Annotated in this window: 17 protein-coding genes; 5 read left to right on the forward strand and 12 right to left on the reverse strand. The window is 70.3% G+C overall.

The genetic code is table 11. The features are described from left to right. Nucleotides 1-19: 19 nt before the first annotated feature. The 9 genes from OHB13_RS31675 to OHB13_RS31715 form a co-directional block, all read right to left on the reverse strand. A complete protein-coding gene (locus OHB13_RS31675) occupies nucleotides 20-817 on the reverse strand; it encodes an ABC transporter ATP-binding protein (RefSeq protein ID WP_328379355.1) in 798 nt (265 codons plus the stop codon). Continuing rightward, the gene (locus OHB13_RS31680; protein WP_328379356.1) at nucleotides 810-1814 is read right to left on the reverse strand and encodes an ABC transporter ATP-binding protein; all 1005 of its coding nucleotides are present in this window, start codon (nucleotides 1812-1814) and stop codon (nucleotides 810-812) included. The genes OHB13_RS31675 and OHB13_RS31680 overlap by 8 nt, the downstream gene beginning before the upstream one ends. Continuing rightward, nucleotides 1811-2671, reverse strand: coding sequence for an ABC transporter permease (locus OHB13_RS31685; RefSeq protein WP_328379357.1), 861 nt, complete (start codon nucleotides 2669-2671; stop codon nucleotides 1811-1813). The genes OHB13_RS31680 and OHB13_RS31685 overlap by 4 nt, the downstream gene beginning before the upstream one ends. Beyond that, entirely contained in the window at nucleotides 2668-3627 is a 960-nt protein-coding gene (locus OHB13_RS31690) for an ABC transporter permease (protein ID WP_328379358.1), read from the reverse strand. Before OHB13_RS31690 ends, OHB13_RS31685 begins: the two co-directional genes overlap by 4 nt. Then, the gene (locus OHB13_RS31695) at nucleotides 3624-5282 is read right to left on the reverse strand and encodes an ABC transporter substrate-binding protein (protein ID WP_328379359.1); all 1659 of its coding nucleotides are present in this window, start codon (nucleotides 5280-5282) and stop codon (nucleotides 3624-3626) included. Before OHB13_RS31695 ends, OHB13_RS31690 begins: the two co-directional genes overlap by 4 nt. 72 nt (nucleotides 5283-5354) lie before the next feature. Beyond that, a complete protein-coding gene (locus OHB13_RS31700; RefSeq protein ID WP_328379360.1) occupies nucleotides 5355-6374 on the reverse strand; it encodes an agmatine deiminase family protein in 1020 nt (339 codons plus the stop codon). A gap of 85 nt (nucleotides 6375-6459) precedes the next feature. Then, on the reverse strand, nucleotides 6460-8208 hold the full coding sequence (locus tag OHB13_RS31705; protein ID WP_328379361.1) for an urease subunit alpha: 1749 nt from the start codon (nucleotides 8206-8208) through the stop codon (nucleotides 6460-6462). Then, nucleotides 8205-8942: an urease subunit gamma gene (gene ureA / locus OHB13_RS31710; RefSeq protein ID WP_328379362.1), complete on the reverse strand. Its 738-nt coding sequence runs from the start codon at nucleotides 8940-8942 to the stop codon at nucleotides 8205-8207. The genes OHB13_RS31705 and ureA overlap by 4 nt, the downstream gene beginning before the upstream one ends. Before the next feature lie 317 nt (nucleotides 8943-9259). Continuing rightward, nucleotides 9260-9841: a TetR/AcrR family transcriptional regulator gene (locus tag OHB13_RS31715; protein WP_328379363.1), complete on the reverse strand. Its 582-nt coding sequence runs from the start codon at nucleotides 9839-9841 to the stop codon at nucleotides 9260-9262. A gap of 112 nt (nucleotides 9842-9953) precedes the next feature. On the opposite strand from OHB13_RS31715, the gene OHB13_RS31720 reads away from it, so the two are divergent. From OHB13_RS31720 to OHB13_RS31740, 5 genes are all read left to right on the forward strand, one after another. Then, nucleotides 9954-10601, forward strand: a complete 648-nt coding sequence (locus tag OHB13_RS31720; protein WP_328380437.1) for a TetR/AcrR family transcriptional regulator — start codon at nucleotides 9954-9956, stop codon at nucleotides 10599-10601. 144 nt (nucleotides 10602-10745) lie between these two features. Continuing rightward, nucleotides 10746-11915: an agmatine deiminase family protein gene (locus OHB13_RS31725; protein ID WP_328379364.1), complete on the forward strand. Its 1170-nt coding sequence runs from the start codon at nucleotides 10746-10748 to the stop codon at nucleotides 11913-11915. Nucleotides 11916-11976: 61 nt separating this feature from the next. After that, nucleotides 11977-12471 (forward strand): HD domain-containing protein, encoded by a 495-nt coding sequence (locus OHB13_RS31730; RefSeq protein WP_328379365.1) that lies wholly within the window; start codon nucleotides 11977-11979, stop codon nucleotides 12469-12471. A 139-nt stretch (nucleotides 12472-12610) separates the two neighbouring features. Next, on the forward strand, nucleotides 12611-14656 hold the full coding sequence (locus OHB13_RS31735) for a hypothetical protein (RefSeq protein ID WP_328379366.1): 2046 nt from the start codon (nucleotides 12611-12613) through the stop codon (nucleotides 14654-14656). 229 nt (nucleotides 14657-14885) lie between these two features. Beyond that, complete coding sequence (locus tag OHB13_RS31740; protein ID WP_328379367.1) at nucleotides 14886-15314, forward strand: VOC family protein; 429 nt, start codon at nucleotides 14886-14888, stop codon at nucleotides 15312-15314. Between the two features lie 176 nt (nucleotides 15315-15490). On the opposite strand, the gene OHB13_RS31745 is transcribed toward OHB13_RS31740, so the two are convergent. The 3 genes from OHB13_RS31745 to OHB13_RS31755 all read right to left on the reverse strand — a co-directional run bounded on the left by OHB13_RS31745 (nucleotide 15491) and on the right by OHB13_RS31755 (nucleotide 18262). Further along, complete coding sequence (locus tag OHB13_RS31745; RefSeq protein ID WP_328379368.1) at nucleotides 15491-16918, reverse strand: alkaline phosphatase family protein; 1428 nt, start codon at nucleotides 16916-16918, stop codon at nucleotides 15491-15493. A gap of 324 nt (nucleotides 16919-17242) precedes the next feature. After that, nucleotides 17243-18010: a CbtA family protein gene (locus OHB13_RS31750; RefSeq protein ID WP_328379369.1), complete on the reverse strand. Its 768-nt coding sequence runs from the start codon at nucleotides 18008-18010 to the stop codon at nucleotides 17243-17245. 27 nt (nucleotides 18011-18037) lie between these two features. Then, nucleotides 18038-18262: a CbtB domain-containing protein gene (locus OHB13_RS31755; protein WP_328379370.1), complete on the reverse strand. Its 225-nt coding sequence runs from the start codon at nucleotides 18260-18262 to the stop codon at nucleotides 18038-18040. Nucleotides 18263-18338 lie beyond the last annotated feature (76 nt).

Here is an 18338-nt window from a genome sequence, read left to right on the forward strand (position 1 = left end):
CCCGGCCGGTGCCGGACCGTCACAGCCCCCGCCGGGCTGCCGTGATGCGTTCCGGATCCCAGCCGGGCCGGGGCACGGACTGAAGGAGCAGCCGGGTGTAGGGGTGCTGGGGCGCGGTGAGTACTTCGGAAGTGGCGCCCGCTTCGACGACGCTGCCGTGGCGCATGACGATGACCTGGTCGGTGACGCAGCGGACCACCCCGAGGTCGTGGGTGATGAAGAGGTAGCCGATCGGCGTCTGCTGCCGGATGTCGGCCAGCAGGTTGAGGATCTGCGCCTGCACCGACACATCGAGTGCGGCCACTGCCTCGTCCAGGACGAGGACGTCCGGCTGCACGGCGAGGGCCCGCGCGATGGCCACGCGCTGGCGCTGGCCGCCCGACAGCTCGCGGGGCAGCGCGTCGGCCGCACGCCTTCCGAGGCCCACCTGGTCGAGGAGTTCGCGGACCCGCAGGCCGTGGTCCGTACCGGGGAAGTGCAGCCGCAGCGTCTCGCGCAGCACCGCATCCGCGCTCGTCCTCGGGTCGAGGGAGAGGTAGGGGTCCTGGAAGACCATCTGGACCTCGCGCGCACGGGCGAGGCGCTGTGCACGGCCCCGTGCGCCGCCGGACCGGGGCGTTCCCCGTACGAACACTTCACCGGCATCGGCCTGTTCCAGACCCACCACGATCCTGGCTGTGGTGGTCTTGCCGGAGCCGGATTCGCCGACGATACCGAGGGAGCCGCCCTCGGGCAGGGTGAAGGACACACCGTCCACGGCCCGCACCGTCCCGAAGGTACGGCGCAGATCCACGGCTTCCAGTACATGTTCAGGCATCAGCTGCGCCTTTCTCCGGCCGGTAGATCTCCGCGGTCCGGTCGAGCCGGTCGCTGTGGTGGCAGGCCGTGTGGTGTTCCGGGTGGCCCGGGACCGGCCGGTGCGGGGGCACACGCTGGTCGCAGACCTCGGTGGCGAGCGGGCAGCGGGTGGCGAACGCGCAGCCCGTCAGTGGCGTACGCAGGTCGGGTGGCTGCCCTTCGATGGCGGCGAGCCTGCCGCCGGGAGCCGCCAGCCGGGGCGTGGAAGCGAGCAGGGCCGCCGTATAGGGGTGGCGCGGGTGGGCGAAGAGCTGTTCAGCGGGGCCGCTCTCGGCGATACGCCCCGCGTACATGACGTACACGCGGTCCCCGATGGCCGCCGCCAGGTCCAGGTCGTGGGTGACGAAGAGCAGTCCGGTGCCGAAGGTCTCGCGCAGCCGGCCGATCAGTGCGACCACCTCGGCCTGGGTGGTGACGTCGAGGGCCGTGGTGGGCTCGTCCGCGAGCAGCAGGACGGGGTCGCCCATCAGCGCCGCGGCGATCATGACGCGTTGCAGCATCCCGCCCGACAACTGGCCCGGGTATGCCCGCAGGACGGCGTCGTCCAGGCCCACCGTCCGCAGGAGTACGGCGGCGCGGGCGGTGGCGTCGGCCCGGTTCATGACCTTGGTCAGCCGGACGCTCTCGGTGAGGAAGTCCCCGATGCGGCGCAGCGGGTTGATCGCCGCACGGGGGTCCTGGAAGATCATGGCGGCCGTGCCGGTGCGCAGTTCGCGCAACTGGGCCGCGTCCATGGTGAGTACGTCGTGGCCGCCCACCCGGACGGTGCCTTCGGCTGCGGCGCCGGGCGGCAGCAGGCGCAGTGCGCTGCGAGAGGTGAGGGTCTTGCCGGAGCCGGACTCCCCGACGAGTGCCACGGTCTCGCGGGCAGCGACGGTGAGATCGACGCCGTCGATGACGGGCCGTGCGGTGCCGGGCAGGGTGATCCGCAGCCCCTGGATGTCGAGGGTACTCATCGGTCCCTCCTGGCCACGCGGTCGGCCCAGCGTTCCCCGACCACGTTGAAGGCGACGACGGTCAGCACGATGAGGGCGCAGGGCAGCACGGCGGACAACGGGTAGCCGTACTGGATGGCCGTCTGGCCGTCGAAGACCATGCGGCCCCAGTCGGGAGTGAGCGCGGGCACTCCGAGCCCGAGGAAGGAGAGCCCCGCGAGGTCCATCAATGCGTAGCCGAAGTTGATGGTCGACTGCGCGAGGACGACCGGGGCGATGTTCGGGAGGATGTGGCGCAGACAGATCTGGAGCGCCGAGTGGCCCTGGACCTGGTAGGCGCTGACGTAGGGGCGTTCGCGTTCGGCCAGCACCAGGGAGCGGGTGAGCCGGCTGACGTACGGCAGATAGGCGATGGCCAGCGCGATGACCGGGGCGAGCAGGCCCTCGCCGTAGACCGAGATGATCAGGATGGCCAGCAGCATCCCGGGGAAGGCGAAGACGAGTTCGGTGCTGCGGGAGAGGACGGAGTCGAGCCAGCCGCCCCGCCAGGCCGCGGCCGTACCGGCGGCGATTCCCGCGACGGTGGAGAAGGCGACCACGCCGAGCGGGCCGAGCAGAGAGGTCCGGGCGCCGAGGAGCAGCCGCGAGAGCGTGTCGCGGCCGACCGCGTCCACGCCCAGCGGGTGGCCGGCCGATGGCCCGGCGAGAGCGCTGCCCAGGTCCACGCCATTGGGATCGTGCGGCGCGGCCCAGGGCGCCAGCAGGGCAGCGGCGACGACGAGCACCACGAACCCCAGGCAGACCGGGTACAGGGGAGCGCCGGTGGATCTGATCCTGGCGAGGACGGGGCGACGGGCGAAGGTTGCGATCGCGGTCATGCGGAGGCCCTCCGTGAGCCGAGGGTGATGCGCGGGTCGGCCAGCGGGAGCAGGAGGTCGACGACGAGGTTCACGATCATGAACAGGGCAACGATGATCAGGGAGATGGCCTGGACGGTGGGGAAGTCCTTGGTACTGGTGGCCAGTTCGAGCAGCTGGCCGATGCCGCCGACGCTGAAGGCGGACTCCACCAGAATCGTGCAGACGAGCAGGGTGGAGATGACCAGGCCGCCGGTGGTCAGTACGGTGCCCAGCGCGTTACGGAACACATGGCGGCGCACGACCTGGTGCCCGGACACGCCCCGGCTGCGTGCGACGGTGACATGCTCGCTGCGCAGGGCTTCGACCATCGCGGAGCGGGTGACCCGGGCCAGCATGCCGATCAGATAGAGCGCGAGGGCGAGCGCAGGCAGGGTCAGATGCCAGAGCATGTCGCCGAACCCGGCGCCCGATCCGCTGCTGGGGAACCAGCCGAGGCGGACCGCGAACAGGCCCTGGAGCAGCACGGCCGCGACGAAGGACGGGGTGCCGACGGCGAACGTCGTGGTCAGCAGGACCGCCGAGTCGGTGGCTCCACCGCGCACGGCGGCGATCCAGCCGAGCAGCAGGCTGACGATAACCACCATGACCAGCGCCATCGCGGTCAGCAGCAGGGTGGTGGGCAGCCGGTCGGCCAGCAGCCGGGACACATCGGTGCGGTAGGTGATGGACCGTCCGAAGTCCCCGTGCAGCACGTCCCCGAGCCACCGGAAGTAGCGGACGGCGAAGGGCTCGTCCAGGTGGTACTGCGCGTTGATCGCGGCGACGGCGGCGGGCGAGGCCGAACGGCCCGAGAGGAGGAAGCTGGCCGGGTTGCCGGGTGCGAGGTACATCGCGCCGAAGACCACGAAGGACGCGGCGAGCAGGGTCACGGCCATCTCCGCCACCCGCCGGACGGCGAATCTCACGAAGTTCACCGTGCGGCCCCCACATCGGCGGCCCACGGGTAGTACATGTAGGCGATGGTGGTGGGGGCGCCGGTGATCCGCTTGTTCTGGAAGACCGTCGACGGCCACTCGGCGACCGGGATCCACAGCAGCTCGTCGGCGGCCTGCTTCTGGAGGGTGGTCTCGTCCCGCAGCCGCCGCCGCGGATCGTAGGCTGCGGTGGCCCGGTCCAGGAGCTGGTCGTAATGCCGGTCGCTGTATCCCGCGAAGTTCAGCGAAGCGCCGGTCCGGAAGTTCGACAGCAGGTCCAGCGGATCGGTGATCGACTCGTAGTAGGTGAGCGGGAACATGTCGATGCCCGCACGCGCCCCGGGGTCGGTGAACAGCGCCGTGAAGGCGTTGGGGGCGATGGACTTGAGCCGGATGTCCAGGCCGATCCGGGTGCCGGCCGCCTGCACGGCGGTGGCCAGCAGGGACACGTCCTGGCCGATGGAGCTGGTGGCGACGGTCAGCGGCTTGCCCGTCGCACCGGCCTCCTTGACCAGCGCCCTGGCCTTGTCGATGTCCCGCGTGGTCGGCGGCAGACCGTCGAAAGCAGCCTTCCGGACGCTTCGCGGCGAACCGGCCCAGGCGGCCCGGGGGGTGAGCGAGCCGGTGACGGTGCCCGCCCCGCTGAGCCCGGCCTTCACGAACCCGGAGCGGTCCAGGGCCAGCGAAAGCGCGCGGCGTACGCGGATGTCGCCGAGCGGACCCCGCATGTTGGTGATGTCGACGTTGACCGTGCTCAGTCCCTCGCCGAAGGAGAGGGTGCCGGCACTGCTCCTGCTCAGCCGGGCGTAGCTCTCGGTCGGGATCAGGAAGCCGCCGTCGGCTTCTCCGCTGAGCAGGGCGTTGGTCCGGCCGGAGGCATCGGTCAGGAAGCGGAAGACAACCTTCCCGGATCTGGCCCTGGTGCCCCAGTAGCCGTCGAATCGGTCGAGTTCGATGGACTGGCCCTTGTGCCAGGTACCGAGCTTGAACGGGCCGGTGCACGCGAGGCCGCCGGACGTGCCGTAGTCCTTGCCCGCGGCCTCGATACCGGCCTTGGAGGCCACCACCCCGGCGGCCGTGGCCATGTACTGGGGGAACTGGGAATCGGGCTTCTTCAGCTTGACGGTGACCTGGAGCGGGCCGGTCTTCGTCACGGCGGCGACGTTCTGGAAGACCTGCGCCCAGGCCGCCGCGTTGTGCGGGTCCATCTGGCGGCCGAGGCTGAACACCACGTCGTCGGCGGTCATCAGCCTGCCGTTGTGGAACCGGACACCCTTGCGGAGGTCGTAGACCCAGGTGGTGGGATGGGGGTTCGACGCCTTGCGGGCGAGTCCCGGTTCGGTGGTGAGCCCCGGTGTCCAGCGCATCAGGCTCTCGCAGACGTTGGAGAGGATCGTGTTCTGCGGATAGTCGAACGCCGCCGTGTAGTCGAGCGTGGGCGGCTCCGCGTAGAGGGCCCAGGTGAAGGAGTCAATGTCCCCCCTGGCCCGGGGTGTTCCCGCCGACAGGACGTAGCGGGGGGCGCCCGGACCGCTCCTGGGCGGCCCGGCGCAGGCCGTGAGCACGGCAGCCGCGGACAGCACGGCGGCCGTCGCCGCCAACCGGCCGGGCAGTCCGGGGCGGCTGTGGACGCGGGGTGAGCGTGGTGCGGTCATGGTGGCGCTTCTTCCGTCGGCGGGTGACGGCGCAGCCGCACGGCCGCACCGTCACCCGGATCGGTGCCGGGCTCATGCGGTGGGACGTGCCAGGGGGATCTGCTGGGTGATGCAGTGGACACCGCCGCCGCCGAACGCGATCGCGGGTGTCCGTACGCCGACGACCTTGCGGCCCGGGTACACCGAGGCGAGCACGGCCAGGGCGTCCTCGTCCTGCGGTACGCCGGCCACCGGGACCACTACACCGCCGTTGGCGATGTAGTGGTTGAGGTACGACACCTCCACCTCCGTGCCGGCGGGGGCCAGTTCGGTGAACGCGGTCTGCGGGATGTCCACGATCTCCAGGGCCCGCTCCTGGGCATCGGTGACGGCTTCCAGCACCGCGCGGTTGGCGCGCATCCGGGCGAAGTCGGGATGCGCGGGGTCGTCGGGCAGCGACACCACCACTTTGCCGGGGGCCGCGAAGGCGCAGACGCCGTCGACGTGACCGTCCGTCTCGGTGTCGAGGAGTCCGCCGTACGGCAGCCAGATCACCTTGCGGACGCCCAGCCGGGCCTTCAACTCGGCCTCGATGGCGCCCCGTTCCATGCCGGGGTTGCGGTTGGGGTGGAGCAGGCACTGTTCGGTGGTGATCAGTGTGCCCTCGCCGTCGACCGTGAGCGATCCGCCCTCCAGCACCATGTCGGAGTGGACGCGGCCGATACCGAGGTGGTCGAGCAGCAGGCGGCTCACGCGGTCGTCGGCGTCGTACGGGTGGTGCTTGCGGCCCCAGGCGTTGAAGCGGAAGTCGACGCCGAGGCGCCGGCCCCGGCCGTCGAGGGTGAACAGCGGTGCGGAGTCCCGGAACCACGAGTCGTCCAGGGGCAGTTCCACCACGGTGACGCCGTCGCCGCACCAGTTACGGGCGTCACTGCCGCAGCCGGGCGGGGCGACCATCGTGACGGGCTCGAACTCCGCGACGGCGCGGGCGACTTCCGCGTACTCCCCCTTGGCGGTGTCCAGGACTTCCCCCCACAGCTCGGCCCGGGTGGGCCAGGCCATCAGACAGCCTTCGTGCTCGGACCATTCGGCGGGCATACGGAACTCGGTCATCACGGGACTCTTTTCACTGAGGGATCTGAGGGGAGGGGGACTTGCTGATTGGACCTATTGATTGAGAATTCGGTCAGAAACGGAGTCACAGAAAATAGAGGCGGCTGAGGGAGACCTCGTCCGCAGGCTCGGAAGTCAGCGGCGCTCCGTCGAGGGTGACCAGGCCGCTACGGGCGTCGACCTGGACCTCTCCCAGGCGGTCGTTGCCGACCATGTGGGCGGGGCCGATCCCGCGAGTCCCGCGCACGGCGACCCGTCGGCGGCGGGTGGCCATGGTGCCAAGGGTTCCGCCGGGCGGCCCGGACTCCGCGGCCGCGCGGCTGACGAAGGCCACCGAGAGATCCGCGGGTGCGGCCCCGTGGCCGCCGAACAGCGGCCCGAGCACGAGCGGTTCGCAGGCATCGGTGGCAGCGTTGGGGTCGCCGGTCACACCGTAGGCGGGGAACCCGCTCTTGAGGACCATCTGCGGTTTGGCACCGAAGAACGCCGGCTGCCAGAGCACGAGGTCGGCCATCTTGCCGGTCTCGATGGAGCCGATCTCGTGGGCGAGGCCGTGTGCGATGGCCGGGTTGATGGTCAGTTTGGCGATGTACCGCAGGACGCGCGCGTTGTCGTCGCCCTCGCCGTCGCCTTCCAGCGGCCCCAGCTCGGCCTTCATCTTCCCGGCCATGGCGAAGGTGCGGCGTACGGTCTCACCGGCCCTGCCCATGCCCTGTGCGTCGGACGAGGTGATCGCGATGGCGCCCAGGTCGTGCAGGACGTCTTCGGCGCCCATCGTCCCCGCGCGAATCCGGTCGCGGGCCATGGCCGCGTCGCCGGGCAGGTCGGGCTGCAGCGCGTGGGCGGAGACGATCATGCCGTAGTGCTCGGCGACCGCGTCCCGGCCGAAGGGGAGCGTCGGGTTGGTGGATGAGCCGATGACGTTGGGGACGCCGGCCATCTTCAGCACGTTCGGCACATGGCCGCCGCCGCACCCCTCGATGTGGAACGCGTGGATCGTACGGCCGTCCAGAACGCTCAGGGTGTCCTCGACCGACAGGCACTCGTTCAGGCCGTCCGAATGCAGAGCGACCTGGACGTCGTGTTCGTCGGCCACCCGCAGTGCCGTATCCAGCGCCCGTGTGTGAGCGCCCATGTCCTCGTGCACCTTGAATCCGCAGGCTCCGCCCTCCGCCAGGGCCTCGACCAGCGGGGCCGGGTCTGACGACGAACCGCGCGCCAGGAAGCCGATGTTGACCGGCCAGGCGTCGAAGGCGTTGAACGCGTGGCGCAGCGCCCAGGGCGAGTTCACCCCGACACCCCAGACCGGGCCGAACTCCTGGCCGATGATGGTCGTCACGCCGGAGGCGAGCGAGGCCTCCATGATGCGCGGTGAGAGCAGGTGGACGTGCGCGTCGACGGCTCCGGCGGTGGCGATCAGCCCCTCGCCCGAGACGATCGAGGTGCCGGTGCCGACGACGACGTCGACCCCGTCGAGGGTGTCGGGGTTGCCGGCCCGGCCGATCGCCGCGATCCGGCCCTCCCGGATACCGATGGACACCTTGCGGATGCCCTGCACCGCGTCGATCACCAGCACATTGCTGATCACGACGTCGCAGGTGTCGCGTACGGCGGCGGCCTTGAGGTGCAGTCCGTCGCGGGCGGTCTTGCCGAATCCGGCCAGGAACTCGTCGCCGGGCCGCTGGGCATCGGACTCGACGCGCACGACGAGCCCCGAGTCGCCGAGCCGCACACGGTCACCGGCGCGGGGCCCGTGCACGGTCGCGTACTCGTGCGGGTCGATGTGTCTGCTGCCCGGCGCGCAGTGGTCGCTGTGTCTGGTCGGCCTGCTCATGGAGTGGTTCCCTCCGGGGAGTGGGCGCCGGGTGTGCCGTGACTCAGGGGGCCGTCGGCGCCGAGGTAACCGCAGGCAACGGCCTTGCGCAGGGCCGCTTCTTTCGCGCCCGGAGCGTCCAGGGGCCCGTCGACGAGACCGGCGAAGCCGATGGCGACACGGGCGCCGCCCATCGGTACCAGCCCGACCTCGGCGGCACTGCCCGCGTCGAACCGCGTCGACGATCCGGCGGCTGCGGCCAGGCGCATCCCGTAGGCGGCGCTCCGGTCGAACTCCAGGCGCGGGTTGGCCTCGAAGAAGTGGAAGTGGGAGGTCACACTGATCGGCACCGTGGCGGTGTTGCGTACGGTCACCACCGTGGCCGGTACCGGGGGCTCCACGGTGTCCGAGGCCGGCAGCACGGCGCCCGGGGCGCCGTCGCACCGGGCCGCCGCACCGAACGGATCGCTGATGACCGCGAGGCGGGTGCCGTCGTCGAAGACCGCCTCGACCTGGATCTCGGTGACCACGTCGCCGACCCCGGGGAGGATGTCGTCGGGGCCCAGGACGCCGCGGCCGCGTTCCACGGCTTCGGCCAGTCGCAGCCCGTCACGGGCCGCTTCGCAGACGGTGTCCGCGATCAGTGCGGTCGCTTCGGGAACGTTGAGCCGCAGTCCACGCTCGCGGCGGGACCGCGCGAGCCCGGCTGCGGTGAACAGCAGCAGCCGGTCGCGCTCAGTGGGTGTCAGCCGCACAGCGGCCTCCGGCTGACGCTGCCGGCAGGGGCTCCGGTCTCATGGACGATCTGCATTTTTCTGTCCTCCGGAAGGTCGGCGGCGCTATCGAGCGGCACGCGGCGGGGCTGGGGGAGTGGCCCGGCGGTGAAATCACTGTGGCATTGACTGAAAATTCAGTCAAGACGTCGGACGAAGCTGCGTACGAGACCTCGATTCCCTGCGGCGAAGACCGGATCAGACCGGATCAGACCGTGTCGGGCCGCGGGGAAGGCCGGGATGGGGGTGGCGTGTGTGGGGAGGAGCGAAGAGGGCGACGCGGAGCGTGACGCGCCGGGCTACTGCCTCCGCAGCCGGCCGAGTTCCGCTTCGATGGCGCCCCGCATCAGGTCGCGCGCATGGTCGACCTCAAGACCCGCGCTGAGCCAGCGCATGCTCAGCCCCTCCAGCAGTGCGGTGAGCCGCTCGGCGGCCGTGGCCAGGGCCGGTGCCGAGGCCATCGGCTGTACCTGGCCCAGCAGGGCTGCCACCTCCTGCACCCACACGAGGGTCGCCTTGGCGAGATCCTCGCGCAGGACCGGTTCGAAGACGGCGCTCGCCCGCAACTCGCCCCAGGCGGAGCTGTTCTCTCTCACCTCGGCGGTGTCCTGCAGCTCCAGCAGCAGGATCTGTTCGAGTTCCGCGCGGGGATCGAGCGGCCCTTCGCCCGGGTCGCGGTCCGTCGTGTAGCGCTCGGCCCGGTCGTTGATGAATTCGAGCGTGTGGCGCAGAACCCCGGTGCGGTCCTTGAAGTGGTAGTAGATCAACCCGGTGGACACGCCCGCCTCCGCGGCGAGCTCCTCCACGCGCAGACCACGGACCCCGCGCCGGGCGATGACCCGTGCGGCCGCTTCAAGAATCTGAGTGCTGCGAGATGCCATGACCACGAACCATACCGGGCCGGGCTGCGCTCCATGATCCGGATGAGGCTCTAACTAAAGATTCAGTCAATATGAGACAGTGATCAGTCGAACTGCGAGAAGGGGTCACATGGTGAGGGACCGCAGAACGGCCATCCTCGAAGCGGCTGCCCGGGTGATCGCGCGCCGGGGCGTCAGAGGGCTGCGGGTCGAGGAACTCGCCGTTGAGGCGGGCGTCTCGAAGGCGCTGATCTACTACCACTTCGACGGCCGCGCCGGACTTCTGGGCAGCACGCTCGGCTTCATCGGCGACCGGGCCGAGCGCTACACGGCGGGCCCGTCCGGCCCCGCCTCCCTCTCCGGTGCCTCCCCTCCGCCGGCTGGGAGGGAAGAGCTGGAGCGGTCGCTTCTGCTGGAATTCCAGGACGTACCCGAGGTGCGCGAGAACAGTGCTGCCTGGGGCGAGCTGCGAGCGAGCGCCGTTTTCGATCCAGAGCTGCGGGGCGAGCTGGCCCGGTCGGGCCTGAGCTGGGTCCGCGAGGTGGCGGACCTCCTCCGGTCCGCCACCTCGCGGACCGGAGCGGGAGTATCCGGCCCTGTCCTGGTCGCGGCCGCGGAACGGCTGACCGCGCTGCTCGAAGGGCTGAGTGCCCGCTGGCTGAGCGGCATCCTGCCGCTGGAGCACGCCCGTGCGCTGATGCGTGAAGCGATCGCCGTGGAGTTGCAGCAACTGGGGGCGGGTGTCCGGGCCGACTGCGACCGTGTCGCGGTTGATGTCTGACTGGTTGACTGAAATTTCAGTCAATGGCAATGTGTCGGCAGAGCCACGCGTTGCCGTAGCCACGCGTCGTCACCCCCCACTCTTCTCGCTGCGCTCGGTCCGCCACCCCTGGATAGAGTTGACAGTTCACGATCGGAGCTCACCGTGTTCCACCGTCCGCATTCCCGTCGTACCGCCCTGCGGGCGTTCTCCGGGCTCGGCGCCCTGGCTTTCGGCTCCGCGGCCTGCGGGTCCGGCGATTCTCCACGGGCCGGGGCCTCTCACGCCGCCGCGACAGCCGATGAGAGCACCGGTACGGACACCGAGCGCCGTTTCGGCGCCGAGTGGGAGAGCCACACACGCACCTTCATGGCGTGGCCCGCACTGGAATCGGTGTGGGCCGAGGACCTGCCGTACGTCCGCAAGGACATCGCCCGGGTGGCGCGGGCCATCGCGGACTACGAGTACGTCGTGATGATGGCCAGGCCCGATCAGCTGGCCGCGGCCCAGCGGGCCTGCGGCTCACAGGTCGAGGTCATTCCGCTGGCCGTCGACGACCTGTGGGCGCGCGACACCGTCCCCCTGTTCGTGGAGGAGGCGGGCAAGGTCGTCGGTGTCGACCTCAATTTCAGCGGCTGGGGAGGGAAGCAGGAGCACGCGAACGACGGCCGTGTGGGACGCACGCTGCTGCCGAAGTACCGCATCCCCCGGGTGCGGGCGCCCTTCGTCGCCGAGGGCGGCTCTTTCGAGACCGACGGCGAGGGGACGCTGCTGATCACCGAGAGCTCGATCGTCAACAGCAACCGCAACCCCGGAATGAGCCGGGACCGGATCGAGGCGGAAATCAAGCAGACTCTGGGCATCAAAAAGGTGGTCTGGCTGGCCGGTGTGCGGGGCCAGGACATCACCGACGCGCACGTGGACAGTCTCGTACGGTTCACGGCACCCGGAGTCGTCCTCCTGGACCGGGCGTTCCCCGGTATGCCCGCGGACTCCTGGTCGCGCTCGTCCGACCAAGCGGACTCGGTACTCAGCGAGGCGACGGATGTCCGGGGCAGGCGCTTCGAAGTGATCGACCTGCCGGAGCCCGACCTCGACCGGATCACCGGGAGCGGCGACGACTTCGTGTCGACCTACGCCAACTTCTATGTTGCCAACGACTCGGTGTTCATGCCCAAGTTCGGTGACCGGAAGGCGGACGACCGCGCACGGGGCATCCTGCAGGAGCACTTCCCCAAGCGCGATATCGTCCCCGTCCGGATCGACACGATCGCATCCGGCGGCGGCGGGATCCACTGCTCCACGCACGACCAGCCGGGCAAGCCGGCCGACTGAGCGTCGTACGTTGCACTCTCACGCACCAGTACGGCATACGCAGTGCCTACCATGAGGGCAAATGGAGAACTGGGAGAAGGCAGAGAAGGCCGGAGAGCCGGAGCCCGACGGCTGCCTGAGCCTGACCGAGGTCGAGGCACTCGCACGCCGGGTGCACGCCACGCAGACCGACAAAGCGGGCCGGCCGTACACCGTGCACCTGGCAGCGGTCGCGGAAGGAGTCGCCGCACGCGGCGGCACCGACGAACAGATCGCCGCCGCCTGGCTGCACGACTCGGTCGAGGACGGTGCGCTGAGCGAGTCCTGGCTGGAGAACGCGCCGCTGCCGCGCAGCGTCAAGGACATGGTGTCCGCCATGACCAAGCGGCCGGGGGAGAGCCCGGAGACCTACGCGGCCCGGATCCTCGCGGTGCCGGGCGCGCTGCTGATCAAGGAATCCGACATCGCGCACAACGCGGATCCCCAGCGACTGGCCGAACTGGACACCCCGACCCGGGACCGGCTCACCGCCAAGTACGCCCGGATGCGACGGCTGTTGGGACTGGCTGCGGGCTGAAGTCCCGACAGGTACCCGGGCGAGGCGGTGATGACACGCCTCAGGTGCGGGGTGACCGGTTCGGTCGACCGCGAGGGGCATGGCGTCCGCCCGTATCGTGCTCCCCGGAGACGACCGCAGGACAGGCAGGAGCGTTGTGGTGCGCCTATATTTCGCGCCTGAGGAGACCGACGAGTTCGAGGCGGCGTGCGGGCTCCTGATCCATCGGGCCGGGCAGTGGGCGGACGAGCGCGGTGAGTCGCTGGACGGCTTCGGCGCCGAGTCCGCGCTCGACTACCGTCACCGGGGCACCCGAGACGGGCGCCTCGGCCTGTGGGAGCCCCGGCATGTCGAGGAATTCCTGCTGGAGTGGCTGCCCCGGACGGTATCCCTGCTGCCGGAGGACGAGCCCGGAAACATGCCGGGCGCCCTCGCCCTCCTGCTGCGCTACCTCGACACCGTGGGGCTCGCCGACCCACGCGGCGCGACTCTCGCCGAAAACCTCGCGGCCATCGAGGCGGCCGCACCCCGGTACCGGCCCGCGATGGAGGACCGGACCCGCTGGGGCATGGCCAGGTTCTGGCTCACCACCGCCGCCGAGCAGGGCATCGACGTACATGACCAGCAGGCTCTCAGCGACTTCGTCGAGCGGGCCCGGCGCGGCGAAGTCAGGTACGACGAGAAGGTGCTGGACCACATCGTGGCCCGGCACCACACGCACGGACCGGCCACCGCCCGACGCGCCGAGCCGCAGCTCCCCATCGCCCTGCCGGCCGAGGACGAACTGCGCGCGCTCGCCGCACAGTCCCCGCTCCTGACCTGGCTGCGCGGCATCACCGACTGGGCGGGCAGCGAAGGCAGGCCGGTCACCACGACCGGCAATCCGCGCATCGCGGACGCCCGGGCACTCGTCGCCGAACTGGCCACCGGGGACGACTGCGCCGGCGTCCGCTCCTCGGCCCGACTGCCGAAACTCGGCCTCGCTGTGGAATGGGCGAAGAAGGCCAGGACGGTGCGGATCGCCAAGGGCCGGATGTACGCCGTCGCCGCGGCCCGGCCTCTCCTCGACGACCCTCTGGCCCTCTGGCGCCGCACCTTCGACGCCTTCACCGATCTCCGGGAACCGCTGATCGTTCCGCGCGCCGGACGGCACCTCCCCTCGCCCCTCGCCACCGCCTTCGAGCAAGTGGTGCCCGACGTCCTCAACACCCTGTACAGCCTCCCGTATCCGATGCCCTGGCCCCGGCTGCGGGACACCGTGCGCGGTGGATACGGCGACGGGTACGACATGTCGCCCGGAACCACGGACCACGCTCTGCGCCGGATGCTCGACGCCCTGGAGGACCTGGGTGCGATCGAGCGCTATGCGGGGATGGCCGACCCGGTCTTCCTCGATGCGCCGCCCACCGAGGCTCTGGAGCCACCCGCCGGGCTGCCGCCCGAACTGGCCGAACTCTTCGGCTCGCTCGGCGGCCACCCCGGCGCCGATGCCTCCGCCGAGGCGTACCGGTCCGAACTCACCGACGGAATGGTCGAGTTGATCCGGCTGACCGCCCTCGGCCACGACTCCGTACGCCGTCGGCTGCTCGCCGAGGGACGCGACGCCCCGCTCATCGGCGAACTCATCCACGCCCCGGCCGCCGGTCTCCTCGGCGTCCTCACCGACCACTACGACCCGGACTCCGCCCGCACCGAACTCGCCGGCTGGACAGCAGCCCGCCCGGACCCGGCCGCCGCCCTGGACCAGCTCACCGACGCCCTGCGCGTGTGCCCCTTCCGTACCCGCGCCGAGGCCATGCTGGAGGTACTCACCGACGCCCACCCCGACGGCGAGACCGTGGCCCGCTCGCTGCGGGGCGACCCGCTGCTCGCTCCCACCGCGATCAGCGTTCTGGTGCGCCGCGAGATCCTGGACGCAGAGGACCTCACCGAACCTGAAAGCCTCCTCATGATCGCCGAGAGCCTCCTCCAGCTCCTGGAGACGGCAGGGCAGGACGGTGTCCTGGAGATGCTCGCAGGTCAGGATGGAGACACCCAGAAGATCCTGAAGCCGGCCCTCGCCTCCGGCCACCCTGACCGGGCGGGGATGGAAGACCTGCGGGAGCTAGCGGCCCGGGCCACCCGACGGCCCGCCGCCCGGGTCGGCCGCGTCCACCGGAGGAGCCGCCACGAGGGGACGGGCGGGGGCCACGAACGCCGAAGGTGAGCGAGCTCCGGCCCCGGGCCTGTCCGGCGGTTTCCGATCCGCCGGACAGGCCCTAACATCGACCGGGTGACTACCGGGTCGGCCTTGAGCCATGCACGAGAGAGGCGCCCGGCCTTGGCGTGAGCGCATGGCGGGCACGAGCCCCGCCTGCCTCTCCGTGTTTTCCCTCCCGGCGCCCGAGCGTGGCGCCGGATACCAGCGGAGCCCAAGACCCGGAGAGGCACCAGAATTGCCGTACGAACAGCAGCGCCGGCCCGGAACCGAGCCGACCGTCACCACTGTCCAGCTGAACCACACCGCCGTCTACGCCAGTGACCGGCACCTGTCGGCCGAGTTCCTCGCCGCGATCCTGGGGCTGAAGGTCGGCGCCCCGTTCGGGCCGTTCCTCCCCGTCGATACCGGCAACGGTGTGACGCTCGACTTCTACGAGAAGCGGGACGAGCCGATCCAGTCGCAGCACTATGCGTTCCTCGTGCCCGATGCGCAGTTCGACTCCATGATCGCCCGGCTGGAGGCGGTGGGAGTCACCTACTACGCCGACCCCGGCCACACCGAGCCCGGCCGGATCAACCGCCTCTTCGGCGGCTGCGGTGCGTACTTCGACGATCCGGACGGTCACAACATGGAGATCATGACGCGGCCCTACGCCCGGCCGTAGGACGTACGCGGATACTAGCCCCAGCGGTCCGTGAGGACGGCACCAGGAGCAGGCCGCGTCCTCCCTCCAACTCGCAGGAAATTGCGGTGAGTCGGAGGGAGGATCTCGCCGCGGGTTTCGGTGACCTCCCGCGCACGCTCGTGCCCTGGGCATGAGTCAAACCAAAGGACCTATACCTATGTGCGCGGCCGGTGCCCCCGCTCCTGGCGCGGGAACCGCTGGTCGGCCCCCGGCAGTGTCGGCTTCGGGAGCGTGGCCACCTCCTTCTTCGCCTGCTCCAGCTGCTCGGCCGTGTCCTCCGGCAGGTGCGGCGGGCGGTGGTGGGTGCCGGAGAAGCGGAAGGCCGACGTCAGGTCACCGAAGGTGCGGCGGCGCCACTGGGTGATGTTGGGCTCCCGTACGCCCGTGAACCGCTCCAGGAACTGGAGCGCCGACGTGTGGTCGAACCGCTCGCCCGCGACCCAGCCGCCCACCGTCCACGGCGACACGATGATCGCCGGGACCCGGAAACCGCCGCCGATCGGCAGGCCCTGGACGAACTCGTCCGTCGTGCCGGGCTTCGGGGTGGGAGGTGCCACATGGTCGAACAGGCCATCGTTTTCGTCGTAGTTGAGGATGAACGCTGTCTTCGCCCACACCTTCGGGTTGGACGCGATGGCCTCGATCTTCTGCGCCACGAAGTCCGCGCCCGCCGCCGGGAGGTAGTCCGGGTGCTCGGACTGGTAGCTCGTCGGCATGATCCAGGAGACGGCCGGCAGCCGGTCGTTGCGGGCGTCGTCCTCGAACGTGCCCTCCGGCTGCGGGCGCATCCCGCGCTCGTACAGCTCGTCACCGGGCTTGGCGTCCTTGAAGGTCTGGAAGTTCTCCAGCATGTTGCAGCCGTAGGAGTCTTCCTGCTGGTAGACCTTCCAGCTGACACCCGCCGCCTGCAGCCGCTCGGCGTAGGTCGTCCAGCGGTACGGCGTGGGGGCCGTGTTGTTCAGGATCGGGCCGCCCTGGGTGCCGTTCGGGTCGAGCGTGCCCGTCATCCAGTACAGCCGGTTCGGCCAGGTGGGGCCGAACACCGAGCAGAAGTAGTTGTCGCAGATGGTGAAGGTCTCCGCCAGCGCGAACTGGAAGGGAATGTCCTCCCGGGTGTAATAGCCCATGACGTACGGGCCGTTGAGGCCGTCGGCCTTGCGGTGCGCGGGGAGCCACTGGTCCATCCGGCCGCCGTTCCACGCCTCGTGCTGCACGGACCAGGCGTGGCTGGTGGACGGGATGGCCTGGGCGCTCGACGTGTGCGTGTCCAGATGGAACGGGAGCAGATAGCCCTTCGGGTTCACCGAGTCGGGCTGGTAGAAGACCGGTTTGCCATTGGCCAGCTTCTGCGCGTGCGGGTCGCTGAAGCCGCGCACGCCGGACAGCGTGCCGAAGTAGTGGTCGAACGAGCGGTTCTCCTGCATCAGCATGACGACGTGTTCGATGTCGCGCAGGGAGCCGTGGCGCGGCGGTCCGGCCGCGACCGCCTTCTGCACGCTGGGCGGCAGCAGCGAGAGCGCCGCCGCACCGCTGACGGCGCCTGCCGCTGAGCCAAGGAGTCTGCGTCGCGTCAACTCGGCCATGAACATCCCCTTCTCAAGCTCGGACGGGCCCTTTTCCAGGCCCCTCCTGAACTCTTGCGGGCGGCCGGTGAGGTGGGGAGGAGTGAAACGATGAACAGGTGGCCAATGAGCGGCAAGGGGTTGGCCAAGCCAGAACCTGGTGTTCGGGCACGGGCGGAAACTTCGGGCACGGGCGGAAAAGGTGTCCGCGCACGGACGATCCCGCCCGGACAGGTCCGGGCGGGATCCGTGGTGGCCGCCGTGCGGAGGCGGAACAGTCAGTGCGTCACCGCAGGAGGGCCCGACGCGGCGGCCCGCCGGCCGGTACGGCGCACTCCCGGTCGGTCAGCCGACGGGAGCGGTCGTCGGCGCCGCCGCGCCGTTCGCGTCGCGTGCCGGAGCCGCCCGCGGCAGAAGATGACGCTCGGCCAGGTGACCGAAGAGCAGTCCGAACGCGGTCCACAGGGTGAGCTGGATCGCGAGCGCCGAGAGCCGGAACTGCCAGAGCAGGGTGGCCGGGAAGTCCTTCGGCACCTCGTTGATGGCGGGCAAGAACTCGTAGGCCAGCCCGACCAGGACGAGGAAGGCCGCCCCCGCCGCCACGGTCGCGTTCCAGTTGCCGAGGCGTGGCGCGAGCCGTTTACCGAGGATCACCGCGGCGACGGAGAGCAGCACACTGAGCACCATCATCAGGAAGTACAGGGTAGTGCGCTTGCCGATGGTGTCGGGGTCGCCCACCGACGGCGGATTTGCCGGGTACTTGAGGAACGGCACGACGTACACGGCGAGCAGCGCGCCGGCCGACACCAGCATGGCGGTCGCCCGCGGACCGAACCTGCCGGTACGGCCGAGAGCGAAGCAGAACGCGAGCGCGGCGATGCCACCGATCGCGACGCCGAAGACGAGCACACCGGTGGCCAGGCCGGCCGTCGACTGGAGGGAGCGGCTGACCACCTCCATCTCGTGCTCGTGGCTGTGCGCGTCCTCGAACGCGATGGCCGAGTCCACCCGCGGCTCACCGAGCAGATAGGCGACGACCAGAGCCAGCACACCGGCGGCGAGGCCGGCCAGCATTCCGCGGACGAGCAGGGCGCGTATGGATATGGAGTTCATGAGAGAGGTCCCCTGGACGTCAGAAGGTCAGTGGCAGGGGAAGCCGAGAAGATGACGTCCGTCGTGGACCCACTCGTGCACGTCGGTCCCCGAGAAGACCGAGGTGGCACCCTGCTCGGCGCCGACGAAGTACAGCAGGATGAGCATGAGGATCCCGAAGAAGACCGCCCAGGGGGCAATGGCCTTGAGGGAGATGGGAGCGATCGCCGGAGTGGCGGGGGCGCTCGGTGTGGGGGCAAGGGAGTTTGCCATGGCAGAACCTCCTGGGGAACACGCGTCCCGGTCGTGGTGCCTGAGACGAAGGTGCTGGGTCTGACTTCCCGCGGGG

This window comes from Streptomyces sp. NBC_00440, assembly GCF_036014215.1.
In the GTDB taxonomy this organism is placed as follows: domain Bacteria; phylum Actinomycetota; class Actinomycetes; order Streptomycetales; family Streptomycetaceae; genus Streptomyces.